The organism is Maledivibacter halophilus, assembly GCF_900167445.1.
GTDB classification, from domain to species: domain Bacteria; phylum Bacillota; class Clostridia; order Peptostreptococcales; family Caminicellaceae; genus Maledivibacter; species Maledivibacter halophilus.
In genome coordinates this window covers 11970-25006 of sequence record NZ_FUZT01000011.1, presented here as the reverse complement: position 1 = coordinate 25006, position 13037 = coordinate 11970, and the positions used below count along the sequence as shown (strand labels likewise).

General features: G+C 29.4%; 13 protein-coding genes and 1 pseudogene. 13 read left to right on the top strand and 1 reads right to left on the bottom strand.

The genetic code is table 11. From position 1 onward, the window contains the following. Positions 1-18 precede the first annotated feature (18 nt). The 8 genes and pseudogenes from larB to B5X81_RS28630 all read left to right on the top strand — a co-directional run bounded on the left by larB (position 19) and on the right by B5X81_RS28630 (position 7967). A complete protein-coding gene (larB, locus tag B5X81_RS19410) occupies positions 19-765 on the top strand; it encodes a nickel pincer cofactor biosynthesis protein LarB (protein WP_079494118.1) in 747 nt (248 codons plus the stop codon). 250 nt (positions 766-1015) lie between these two features. Next, positions 1016-2980 (top strand): methyl-accepting chemotaxis protein, encoded by a 1965-nt coding sequence (locus tag B5X81_RS19405; RefSeq protein WP_079494117.1) that lies wholly within the window; start codon positions 1016-1018, stop codon positions 2978-2980. A 220-nt stretch (positions 2981-3200) separates the two neighbouring features. Continuing rightward, positions 3201-3578, top strand: coding sequence for a hypothetical protein (locus B5X81_RS19400; RefSeq protein WP_079494115.1), 378 nt, complete (start codon positions 3201-3203; stop codon positions 3576-3578). A gap of 267 nt (positions 3579-3845) precedes the next feature. Then, positions 3846-4544 (top strand): MBL fold metallo-hydrolase, encoded by a 699-nt coding sequence (locus B5X81_RS19395; protein WP_079494114.1) that lies wholly within the window; start codon positions 3846-3848, stop codon positions 4542-4544. A gap of 22 nt (positions 4545-4566) precedes the next feature. Further along, positions 4567-5880, top strand: a complete 1314-nt coding sequence (locus B5X81_RS19390; RefSeq protein ID WP_079494112.1) for a glutamate--cysteine ligase — start codon at positions 4567-4569, stop codon at positions 5878-5880. 5 nt (positions 5881-5885) lie between these two features. After that, on the top strand, positions 5886-7211 hold the full coding sequence (locus B5X81_RS19385; RefSeq protein ID WP_079494111.1) for a glutathionylspermidine synthase family protein: 1326 nt from the start codon (positions 5886-5888) through the stop codon (positions 7209-7211). A gap of 183 nt (positions 7212-7394) precedes the next feature. Next, a pseudogene (locus B5X81_RS28635) lies at positions 7395-7751 on the top strand (peptide-methionine (S)-S-oxide reductase); the annotation flags it as partial. A gap of 27 nt (positions 7752-7778) precedes the next feature. Continuing rightward, positions 7779-7967 (top strand): hypothetical protein, encoded by a 189-nt coding sequence (locus tag B5X81_RS28630; RefSeq protein ID WP_330397432.1) that lies wholly within the window; start codon positions 7779-7781, stop codon positions 7965-7967. A gap of 24 nt (positions 7968-7991) precedes the next feature. Here the strand turns inward: B5X81_RS28630 and B5X81_RS19375 are convergent, their stop codons facing one another. Then, entirely contained in the window at positions 7992-8234 is a 243-nt protein-coding gene (locus B5X81_RS19375) for a hypothetical protein (RefSeq protein ID WP_079494108.1), read from the bottom strand. 419 nt (positions 8235-8653) lie between these two features. Between B5X81_RS19375 and B5X81_RS19370 the strand changes: the two genes are divergently transcribed. From B5X81_RS19370 to B5X81_RS19350, 5 genes are all read left to right on the top strand, one after another. Continuing rightward, complete coding sequence (locus B5X81_RS19370) at positions 8654-8998, top strand: PilZ domain-containing protein (RefSeq protein ID WP_079494106.1); 345 nt, start codon at positions 8654-8656, stop codon at positions 8996-8998. 86 nt (positions 8999-9084) lie between these two features. After that, positions 9085-10026 (top strand): phosphoglycerate dehydrogenase, encoded by a 942-nt coding sequence (locus B5X81_RS19365; protein ID WP_079494105.1) that lies wholly within the window; start codon positions 9085-9087, stop codon positions 10024-10026. Positions 10027-10083: 57 nt separating this feature from the next. Then, positions 10084-10833, top strand: a complete 750-nt coding sequence (locus B5X81_RS19360; protein ID WP_079494103.1) for a phosphatase — start codon at positions 10084-10086, stop codon at positions 10831-10833. 70 nt (positions 10834-10903) lie between these two features. Beyond that, positions 10904-11641: an oxygen-insensitive NADPH nitroreductase gene (nfsA, locus tag B5X81_RS19355; protein WP_079494102.1), complete on the top strand. Its 738-nt coding sequence runs from the start codon at positions 10904-10906 to the stop codon at positions 11639-11641. Positions 11642-12021: 380 nt separating this feature from the next. Then, complete coding sequence (locus B5X81_RS19350; protein WP_330397421.1) at positions 12022-12927, top strand: DMT family transporter; 906 nt, start codon at positions 12022-12024, stop codon at positions 12925-12927. The last annotated feature ends 110 nt before the right edge of the window (positions 12928-13037 follow it).

Sequence of the window (13037 nt, the reverse complement as noted above, 5' to 3'; positions counted from 1 at the left end):
CTGCGAGGAGGAACTCCAATGAATTCTGAAGATATGAAAAAGCTATTAGAAGGCGTTAAGTCTGGAGAGGTAGGAATAGATAAAGCCCTTAAAAAGCTTAAAGATCTTCCCTTTAGAGAACTGGGATTTGCCACAATAGATAATCATAGAGAACTGAGGGTAGGCCATCCTGAAGTCATATATTGTGAAGGAAAAACTGTTGAACAAGTAAAAGGAATAGTGGAGTTCATGTTGACTAAAGAAAAGAATATAATTGCTACCCGTGCTAATAAAGAAATGTATAGAGCTGTAAAAAGTATATGTGAAGATGCAAATTATAATGAATTAGGGAGAATTATTACTATCAAAAAAGAAAAAGAAAAATATACTGAAAGCTATATTGCAATAGTGTCTGCTGGAACATCGGATCTACCTGTAGTAGAAGAAGCATATGAAACTGCACGTGCTATGGGGAATAAGGTAATAAAGATTGTAGATGTTGGAGTTGCGGGGATACATAGATTATTAGCTAAGCTTGATCTGATTAGGGGAGCAAAGGTTATAATAGTTGTGGCAGGAATGGAAGGAGCTCTGGCCAGTGTTCTAGGTGGATTAGTAGATAAACCTATTATTGCAGTACCTACAAGTGTAGGGTATGGTGCCAATTTTGGAGGTTTATCATCACTTCTAACTATGCTCAATAGCTGTGCAAGCGGAGTAAGTGTGGTAAATATAGACAATGGATTTGGAGCCGCATACAGTGCTAGCATTATAAATAAGCTTTAAATATACGGAGTTTAAAAATAATAAATTATTAGAACAGGAAAATAGTCTTAAAGTATTTCAAAGGCTATTTTCTTATTTTTTGATAAATTAACCTCTTGTAATATATAAAGGTAGAATATATTAAAGGAAATATTAATATATTGTTAATTTTTAAAAAATTCGACAAAACGTTAAGGAAAACATCGAAATTTGTCGAAAATATATTTAGTAGTATTTTTACTAATACATATTTTATTGAGGGGGTTAAATTTTGAAAAGTTTAAAGTACAAAATAATGATACCTGTATTAATATTTGCTGTAATTGGAATATTAGGTATTGCTGGAACAACATATTTTCAAGCTAAAAGAATAATTCTTGACGATGTTGAGAAAATAGCAGAAAGCAAGGTTAGTAAACTTGTAAATTTTTCAGATGAAAAGATTCATGAATGGGAGGAAAAGGTGAAATTATTTGCTTTAATGGAAGAAGCAAGAACACTGGATTATAGCAGTTTTGAAGAACTAGCTTCCCAGAAAAAAGAATTGTTTCAAGATTTTGAATTAGCTTTTATTTCGGATTTAAATGGAAATTATCATGGAATCAATGGAGAGAAAGGTAATGTAAAGGATAGAGATTATTTTTCTAAGGCAATGATGGATAGAGTTGTAGTCTCAGAGCCTGTAATATCAAAATCAAGTGGGAATCCAGTAATAGTAGTTGCAGCACCTATTAAAGAGAATAACAGTATTGTTGGGTTGATGGCAGCAACAATAAATTTATCGAATATAACAGATACTATAAATTCAGAAAAATTAGGAGATAATGGATATGCCTATATGATTGATAAAAATGGTACAATTATAGCCCATAAAAACAAGGATTATATTTTAAATGAAAATTTCACAAAAAGTGATAATCAGGGTTTAGTAGATATAACAAAGAAAATGATAGAAGGTGAAGCTGGGAAAGATAATTATGAGGAAGGAAAAGAGAGGAAAATAGCTGTTTATGCCCCTCTTCATTCTATAAACTGGTCTATAGCAATGATAGCAGATTATAAGGAAATAACTCACAATGTAACTATATTAAGGTATATAGTAATGTTAATAGGCTTTGTGGCTGTAATTTTAATTGGTGGAATGATATTTTTTATTGTTAGTAAAAGTATTAAACCTATTGTAGAAATGGCTAATATTACTAAGAAAGTAGCTGCAGGTAATCTTAAAGTTAAAGTAGATTTAAAAAGTAATGATGAAATAGGCACACTTGCTAAAAATTTTAATAATATGATTGAAAATATGAAAAAACTGTTAGAAAATGTGAATGAGATGGGAATTAGTGTGGCATCTACTTCTCAGCAGATGAAAGCTTCAACAGAAGAGGCTAGTAAAGTATCTGAACAAGTGGCCCAAACTATTTCTGAAGTGGCAAAGGGTGCTACAGAACAAGCTCAATCTACTGCAAAGGGAAGTAATATGGTAAATGAATTAATTCAAGGCATAGGACAGGTGCGGGATGGTGCAAACAATTCTCAAAATCTTACAATTAAAGCAAAGGAGACAGTTGATGAAGGAATCAAAATAATTGAATATCAAAAAAATAAAATGTTGGAAAGTAAAGAAGCCACAATAAACGTTGGAAATGAAGTTTTGGAATTGTCAAATAAATCAGGACAAATAGGTCAGATAGTAGAATTAATAAGTAATATTGCAGAACAAACTAATTTGCTTGCACTTAATGCAGCTATTGAAGCAGCTAGAGCAGGAGATCAAGGTAGAGGTTTTGCAGTAGTTGCTGATGAAGTGAGAAAATTAGCCGAAGAATCAGGTAAAGCAAGCTCAAATATTAGTGAACTTATAAATGAAATACAGGTGGATGTAGACAAGGTTGTTAAAGAAATGAAGAATACGGAGAATATTGTAATGGATCAGGAAAAGGCAGTTGAACAAACAGCTGAGGTATTTAATAATGTATTAAAGGCAGTAGAAACTATTACAAAGGATACAAAACAAGCAGCTGAGGCCTGCGAAATCTTAAATAAAAGCTCCCTTTCAGTTGGAGAAAATATTGAAAATATTTCTAGTATTACGCAAGAAAATGCTGCTGCAACTGAAGAAGTGGCGGCTTCTACTGAAGAACAAACAGCTGCACTACAGCAGCTTGCTGCATCTGCTGAACAACTTGCTGATATATCAATTGAATTACAAAACTCAATTCAAAAATTTAATATTTAAGCAAATTACATAATTACCTTCTGATAAAACCATATATTCTATATAGTGTTTAATAAACTGTTTTAAACTTTAGAAATAATATAAATAATACTATTCACAATTTCCTTCTTTTGAGAATATTATGTAATACGGGTTTTGAACATAATATTTAATTAAAGATAACTAAATTTAGACATTATAAATTCTAATATTAGTTATCTTTAGATGAGGTGATTGTAGAATGTTATATAGATTTCCTAGGCCACCCTTTGGTGGACCACCATTTTTATTTCAACCGGGACCTACTTTTAGACCACCTATTGGAGGACCAGGAATGCCACCAGTTGGACCGGGAGGGCCTTCAGATGCATCAATGCCCCCTGGCAGACCACCGTCGTATACTCCCGAGAGGGCTCCAGGGATTAGAGCTGTGGATCCAGGAGCCATAAGACGATGCAGATATAGATATACTTATTTATGGTTGGAAAATGGTCAGGAATTTTGGTCATATTTAACCTATGTAGGACGCAGATCAGTTTCTGGATTTAGATGGATAGGATTTAGGTGGGTTTACTTTGGGACAGATCTTAGAAATATTGAATCTTTTATTTGTCAATAAATATAATCAAAGTGTCTTTAAGGCACTTTTTTTTTGCTTAAATATCAATATATAAGATAAAAAAAAGAAAAAAAGGGTATAGTTATATAATAAAATAAATATAAATGAGAGAAGACAAAATATTTGATTTAAGAAATTACATAATTACTTTATACAACTATCTTAAATTAACTATTTTACTAGAATATCTATATATGCTTAATATGAATTTCCATCTTACTTATAGTTAATTTCAAATATAGATAAACTTTAAAGGAGGAATTTAAATTGAAAATTATTCACATTTTTCATAGCGGGTTTATAATAAGACTTGATGACACTGTTTTAGTATTTGATTCCATAGATCACGATACAGATAAATATTTTTCTGTGGAGGACAATGTTTATGTATTTGTGAGTCATAGTCATTCGGATCACTTTTCTACCTGCATTTTTGATTGGGAAAAAACAAATCCTGGTATACAATATTTCCTTGGCAATGATATAAAGGTAAAAAAAATTAAGCATAATTATAATTTTATGGATAAATATAAAACTTTGAAGGTTGATAATTTGAAAATTCAAAGTTTTGGATCAACCGATAGTGGAATATCTTTTCTTGTTAATATTAATGGAATTAATGTTTTTCATGCTGGCGATTTGAATTGGTGGCATTGGAAAAATGATTCAATAGAAGAACAGAAAAAGGAAGAAAGAGATTTTAAGTTTGAAGTGGATAAATTAATAGGACAACAGATTAATATAGCCTTTGTGCCTGTTGACCCAAGACTTGATGAGTATTATTATCTTTCTGCTAAGTACTTTGTTCAAAGAGTAAATCCAAAGATTTTGATACCTATGCATTTTGGACATGACTTTTATATTACCGAGAAAATTAAAGATAAACTTAATTCTTATGATACAAAGATATTAGAAATTAATAGAAAAGGGCAAGAGTTTAATATTGATTCTAAACATATAATCTGATAAAGATAGAGGAGGAATATAATTGAATAATGATAATGAATTAAATTATCAAAAAGATAAAATTGTAAGTTATTTTAGAGAAAGTGAAAAAAATAGAGAAAAATTTAAAATAGGTAGTGAGTTTGAGCATTTTATTGTAAATAAAGAAACATTAGAAACTATATCTTATTATGGTGACAAAGGAGTTGAATCTACATTAAAAGAGCTTTTGAGCAAAGGATGGGAAGGCAAGTATGAAGAAAATCATTTAATGGGTTTGACTAAAAATGGCAGTAATATTACCCTTGAACCTGGAGCCCAAATAGAGCTTAGTACGAGACCCTGTAAAAATATTGAAGAGATTGAAAATGAATATTTAAATTTTTTAGATGATGTAATTCCCATTTTAGATGCTAAAAATCAACTAATAATAGCCCTTGGATATCATCCTCAAAGCAAGATAAAAGAGATTCCTTTTATTCCTAAAAATAGATATAAATACATGTCAGAGTATTTCAAAACAAGGGGTAAGCTTGCCCATAATATGATGAAGGGAACAGCTTCCCTGCAGGTAACAGTTGACTATAAAGATGAAGAAGATTATATCAAGAAGTTTAGAGTTGCTAATACATTATCACCCATTATTTCCTATATGTTTGATAATGCACCTTTCTTTGAAGGAGATATTTGGGATAAAAACATATTAAGAGTGCATATATGGAATAATTGTGACGATGACAGATCTATGCTAGTTCCAAATTCCTTAGATAAAGTCTTTGGGTATGAAGATTATGCAAATTATATTTTAAACGCACCGCCAATATTTATAAAAAGAAATAATGAATTTGAATTTACCAAAGATAAATTGTTTAAAGAGCTTTATTATCCCGATGATTTTTCAAGGGAAGAACTAGAACATGTTATGACAATGTATTTCCCAGATGTAAGAACAAAAAATTTCATTGAGATTAGGATGGCTGATTCTCTGCCATATCCTCTAAATATTGCGGCAATAGCACTTTGGAAGGGTCTTTTATATGATGAAGAAAATTTAAATTACTTATATGAAAAATTTAGTTTTTTAACTAATGATAAGGTTAAAGATATTAAAAAGGATATTATTGAAATGGGAAAGGATGCAATAATAGGAAATCAAAGTTTAATTAGTATTTGTAAGGAAATTATCTATATTGCAGAAAAAGGACTAGAGGATAAAGAAAGTAAATATCTTCTTCCCCTTAAAGAGTTCCTTTATAATGAAATCACCCTATCTCTTCAAATAAAAAATAATCTTCATTTAGGAAAAAAATTGGCTTTAGAAAAGTGTATTTTAAATAATATATTATTAAGGAAGTGAAAGTTTTGAACCGATTAGATTTAGATAAACAATATATTGATATTATTAAAGAAAAAGAAGAAATATGCTATAAAGATTACTTAGAAGCTATAAAGAAAGTAAAAAACTCTACGGCCAGGTATAAAGGACAGCCAGTTCCGTTTTTGTATATGCCTAAATTTTATACGGAAGAGGACCTTCAAGTATTTAAAAGAATCAGTTCTACTTTGATGAAAATTCTTAGAAAAATTATAGATAGATATATAGAAGATCCTAATTTCAGAGAAAAATTTGGTTTTTCAAAACAGCTAGAAGATTTAATTCTAATTGAACATGGTTATAATGCTAAAGTTCCTATGGCTAGAATAGATATTTTTTATAAGGAAGATGGCAGTTTTAAGTTTTGTGAGTTGAATGCAGATGGATCATCGGCCATGAATGAGGATAGAGAGCTTACAGGAATATTATCTGAATCTATAGCCTTTAAAGATATGGAAAAGGAATATGATATTAAATCCTTTGAGCTTTTTGATACATGGGTTAATGAATCTATAAGTATTTTTAAAGAGTTTAATAAAAACATACAAAACCCCAATGTGGCAATTGTTGACTTTATTGATAAAGCTAGTCCAAATGAGTTTAAGATTTTTAAGGAGAGGTTTGAGAGTAAGGGATATAATGCAAGAATAGTTGATCCTAGAGATTTAAAATACTTAGATGGAAAGCTTTACATAGATGATATAAAAATTGATATTGTCTATAGAAGACTTGTTACAAGAGATTTACTAGAAAGAGCAGATGAAATTCCTGATTTTATAGAGGCTGCAAAAGAAGGAAAAGTTTGTATAATTGGGCCAATTAAATCCCAAATTATTCATAATAAGATTATCTTTGAGATTTTACATGATAATTATACCTTGGAATTTCTTACTGATGATGAAAGAAATTTTGTAAAAGAACACATACCATTTACAGCTAAATTTAAAAAAGAAAATTTTGATATTAAAGAGCTAGTAAAAAATAAAGAAAGTTACATTCTAAAGCCAAGTGATTTATACGCTTCTAGAGGAGTATACTCTGGAAGAGATTTCAATGATGAAGAATGGGAAAAAAAGCTTTTACAGTGTGACGGGAAGGATTATTTAATACAAGAATATTATCCACCTGGACAAAGTGATCTAGTTGAATTTGTTGATGGTAAAGTGAAGATAAGTAAATTTAATAATATTACAGGAATTTACATGTATAATGAAAAGTTATATGGTCTCTATTCAAGGGTAGGGAAAAATCCTATCATTTCTGGACTCCATGATTGCTATACTTTACCTACTTTTATTGTAAAAGAAAATTAAATTATTATTTTATCTGAAATTTATTTTAAGTGATAGTGTTGATTATCTATGTATGGGTAAAATAATATATAATATAAAAAATTAAGGAGAAGATAATATATGAACAATTTACCTATTATAGATCTAAATAGACGGCAAAATATTAAAACAGCAACCTTTGCAATGGGATGATTTTGGGGTCCTGATGCCCAGTTTGGGATTACAAGAGGTGTAGTTAGCACAAGAGTTGGTTATTCAGGGGGAGCTAAGGAAAATCCTTCTTATCATGATTTAGGAGACCATTCAGAAGCTGTTCAAATAGATTATGATTCAGATATAATTTCATATGAAGAACTTCTTGATATTTTTTGGAAAAGCCATAGTCCAGAGTATAAACCACCACTGAGACAATATATGTCAATAATCTTTTACAATAATGAAGAGGAAAAGAAAAAGGCTTATGAATCTAAAAAGAAAGAAGAAGAGTCTGGAAACTTAAAATTATGTACTGAAGTTTTGCCACTTATAAAGTTTTTCCCAGCAGAAAATTATCATCAAAAGTACTATCTTCAATTAGTTAGAGAATTAATGAAGGAATTCAGCTCTATGTATTCAAATTTTAATGATTTTATAAATTCAACTTCAGCTGCTCATGTAAATGGATATATCAAGGGGTGCGGCTCTATAAAAATGTTGATGGAGGAAATAGAAGATTTGGGTTTATCTGAGAAGTCAAATAATAGATTGATTGAAATTGTTAAAGGTTATGGACGATAAACTATGTATGAATTAGTAAAATAATCAACAATCAAAATAGAAAGTGAATTGGAGGCTTGTTTTACGATTGATAAAAACTGTAAGTAATGCTTGGGGAAGAAGCCTTTCAGTACCAGAGGTGAATTCTAAATCAAAGCTAATGTCACATTTAATAAGTAAGGCTATTGCTGTATTTAACTGAGCAATTTTTATCTTATCTGTATTTAATAAATTTGTAAAAATCTCAGATTTCAATATGCTAAAAAATTCTTTTGAATTATCTCTCATTAGACTACCTCTTTTCTTGTACAAAAATATGAAATGAAAACATAGCTTAAAACTTAGATATATTTAATATGGATGCAAGTAGGAGAGTTAATTTCTTTACTATAGTTTATGACAAAACATATTTTATTGACAATAGTATTCAAAATAGTAAATATATAGTGAAATAATTTGAAAGTAAATTTATGTAATTTTAATAGTCTAATAAATAGAATTAATGACTTATCTAATAGAGTACATATGATATAATATCTTTATATATGTAATAGAAAGTTCTTTTATCTATGGATAGGAACATTAAAGACCAATATTAATTTTATAGAGAGAAATAAATGCTCCTATGTATTTTCTGTGAAATTTATAATACTTTAAAATTATTTATTATTTAATATAAGTTTAAACTATAGTAAGGAGGATTTAATATGGAGAATAAAAGAAAAAGTAAAAGACTGCCTGTAAATATAAAGATAAAAATTAATTCTTTATATAAATCGGGAGATGAAACTCTTAAAGATGTTGACAATGAAGTAACGGTTATAAATCTTTCTAAAACAGGTATAGGCTTTATCAGTGAAACAGAATTGCCTATAGGATATTTTTTTAATGCAAAGATCATTATTGATGAAGAAAAAATGTTTTATAGCGTCCTTAGAATTGTAAGAAATCAGAAGATCAATGAAGGATATATTATTGGTTGTGAATTTGTTGGATTAGCTAATGTGCTTAGTAATAATATTGATGAATATGAAAAAGAAATCATAAAATAAAGTTACTGTATTCCAGTAGCTTTCTTATTTTAAAGAATTGATATATTGTGGAGAAAATAGTTCTTTAAAAGAAGGAGTGGGATATTATGAAGGTATTATTTACTCATCACTATGGAGAAGAAAAGATGAAAGCGGTTAGTGATTTAGGATATGAAGTTGTATACATAAGTGAAAGAAAAATCTCTAATTGTAAAGTAATTGAAGATATAGATATTTTAGTTTGTTATAATCCCTTTGACAATCTTGATATAAAAGGGCTAAAGGATTTAAAATTCATTCAATTGTCAAGTATAGGAATTGACCAGGTCCCATTGGATTATATAAAGGGAAAAGGCATTATATTAGCTAATAATAAAGGTGGATATAGCATACCTATGGGAGAATGGATAGTATTAAAAATATTGGAGATATATAAAAGTAGTAAGTATTTTTATGAAAAACAAAAGGAAAAAGAATGGAAGATCAATACGAATCTTTTGGAACTATATGGTAAAACAGTTGGGTTTTTAGGAACAGGAACAATAGCAAAGGAAGGAGCAAAACGGCTTCAGGGATTTGGAGTAAATGTAATTGGATTAAACACCAAGGGAAGGAATGAAAAATATTTTGATAAATGCTACTCTATAGATGATATAAATAAATTCTTGCCAATTTGTGATGTATTAGTATCTGCTATACCTTATACCAATGAGACCCATCATCTATTAAATGAAGAAAGGCTAAGTAAAATGAAAGAAGGGTCTGTACTTGTTAATGTATCTAGAGGGAGTATTATTGATGAAAGAGCTTTAATAAAAAAGACCCAGGAAAAGAAGTTTAGAGGAGTTGCTTTAGATGTATTTGAAAATGAACCTTTATCAGTGAATAGTCCTTTATGGGATTTCGACAATGTCTATATAACTCCTCATAATTCATGGATATCGGAAATGCGGAACGAGAGAAGATTTAGGACTATATATGAGAATATGTTGAGGTATAAAAACCATGAAGAACTCGTTAATGTGGTTGATTTAAATAAAGGCTATTAAGGGTAAAAAATTGCAGAAAATGTTTTAATAATGAAAAAATATATGGAGGGAAAAGAAATGAAGTTTGTATTGGATACCCATACACATACTATTGCCAGCGGACATGCATATAGCACAATACATGATTATATAAAAATAGCAAAGGAAAAGGGATTGAAGTTAGTGGCATTTACGGATCATGGCCCCAAAATGCCTGGAGGTCCCGATATTTTTCATATAGGCAATCAAAGAGTAATACCAAGGGAAATAGAGGGCGTTGAGGTTTTAAGGGGAGTTGAAGCAAATATAATTGATTATGAAGGAAATATAGATATACCTAAAAAGTATCTTGAAAGATTGGATTTAGTTCTTGCAAGTTTGCACGATGTTTGTATTGAATCGGGTACAAGGGAAGAAAATACCAGAGCTATTACAAAAGTTATGGATAATGAATATGTAGATATAATTGCTCATCCAGGAAATCCAAGATTTGCCATAGATATTGATAAATTTGTGTTGTCAGCAAAAGAAAAAAATAAAATAATTGAAATAAACAATAGTACTTTTTTAAACGATAGTAGAAGTGGAAGCAAAGAAAATTGTATATTAATTGCTAGAAAAGCAAAAGAATTAGGTGTATTTGTTGTTGCTGGAAGCGATGCCCATATATCTTTTGATGTTGGCAATTTTGAGAAATCTATTGAAATATTTGAATTAGTAGAAATGCCAGAGGAGCTTATAATGAATACATCTAAGGAAAAGCTTAAAAAATATTTAAAGGCAAAGGGCAGAAAATTTGAAGATAAATCTATTGTACCTATAAAATAGCTTTTATTTTACAAGTTTTATTACAATATTTTGTAGTTTTTAGATAAGCTAGCAGATGGGAGGAAAAGATATGAATAAAGTTATAGAACTTTTAAAAAACCATAAATCTATTAGAAAGTTTAAAGAAACTAAAATTGACGATGATAAGTTAAAAGCTATTATTGAGGCGGCACAATGTGCTTCAACTTCAAGCTTTGTTCAAGCCTATACTATTATTAAAGTCGACGATATGCAAGTAAGAAAGAAAATTGCTAAATTAAGTGGTGATCAACCTTATGTAGAACAATGCCCTGTTTTTTTAGTATTCTGTGCTGATCTAAACAGATTGGACTTAGCTTGTAAAATTGAAGGCTCAAAGATGAAGGAAGGTTTTACTGAAAGCTTTATAATAGCTACTGTAGATACTGCCTTAGTAGCTCAAAATGCAATGATAGCTGCTGAATCTATGGGACTTGGAGGAGTATATGTTGGAGGAATTAGGAACAATCCAGATGAAATATGTGATTTGTTAGAAATCCCTAGGAATGTATACCCTGTTTTTGGAATGTGCTTGGGCTATCCTAACCATAATCCGGATATAAAGCCTCGATTACCTTTAGATGTTGTTTTTAAAAAAGATAAATATAGTACTAGTGGCGATGAGGATAGGATAAAAGAGTACGATAAATTAGCTAGAGAATATTATCTAAAAAGAACAAAGGGGAAAAGAGACGATACATGGTCTAAGCAAATGGCAGAAAAAATGGAGAAGGAATTAAGACCCCATATGAAGGAATTTTTGAGAAATAAAGGTTTTGAAATGAAATGATTAAGCAGCCAGATTTGAAAGTTATTTTTCTCAGATCTGGCTTTAAAATTTATATAAACTTGAAGGAAAAAACAGGTTTATAAAAAGTCTTTTATAAAGCTTTTAAAGGTAAACTTTTTTGAAACACATGACGAAAATTATATTTATTTATAATTTGGTAAGATTATAATTTCCTATGTGTTATAAAAATTACTCAAATGAAATATTAAAATCTTTTAAATTACAATAACTAAATAACCTGATTAGCATGGCTAAAAGGATTCTCAGAGAATACTGGAACAAGCAAAATTTCTTAATATTACATATCTATATTATGTAGTATAATTAAAGGTGTTAATTAAATTATAATAACATCTTTATTTATATTTGGAGGGATTATTTTGAAGAGTGAAAAAAAGATTTATTTTTCTATGGTTATGTGTGCATTATTTTGGGCTGGTGCCTTTGTGGCAGGGAAGATAGGTGTGAATGAATTTCCTCCATTTTCTTTAGCATTTTTTAGATTCCTATTTTCCACAATCATTGTTTTCCCAATGATGATAAGACATGAAGATAAAAATTGGAAATTAAAGAAAAGTGATTTGCCTGTTTTACTTGTTTTAGGTATAGTAGGGATGTTTGGATATCATGTTTTATTCTTTACAGCTTTAAAATATACAACAGCTATTAACTCTTCTATGATAGCTGCTACTAATCCTATGTTAACATCTATATTGGCTTCATTATTGATAAAAGAGAGATTAGGTATTAAAAGGATAGGTACAATATTGATAGCTTTTTCAGGCGTAGTATTAACAATAACCAATGGTCAGATAGGGGTTATAAAAGATATTAGCTTCAATATTGGGGATATAATTATGCTTTTTGCTGTAATATGCTGGGTAGTATATAGTGTAATAAGCAAAAAAGTTATGCCAAAGTACTCACCACTAATAATAACTGCCTATAGCTTTCTAATATGTTTAGTAACACTTATTCCCTTTGTTTTTATTGAAAAGCCTTTAACATATCTTCCCAATGTTACGTGGAAGGGATGGGTTTCAGTTTTATATATGTCAGTTTTTGCATCGGTTATAGGATATCTTGTTCAGCAAATTTCTATTAAGAAAATAGGTCCAAGCAAAACTAATGTATTTATAAATTTAGTTCCTGTATTTTCTGTTATTCTTTCTTTTCTTATTTTGAAAGAGGAAGTTACGATTATAAAAATTTTTAGTGTAGCAATAATAATTACAGGGGTATATTTAAATTCAAGATTGAAAATTGAAATAAAAGCTTCAGCTTAAAAAATTATATAAGAATTTAAGTGAGCAAATTGCATAATTACCTTCAGTAAAAACTATCTACTATATAGCTTTAGAATCTACAAAGATAAACCACATATATTATGCAATTT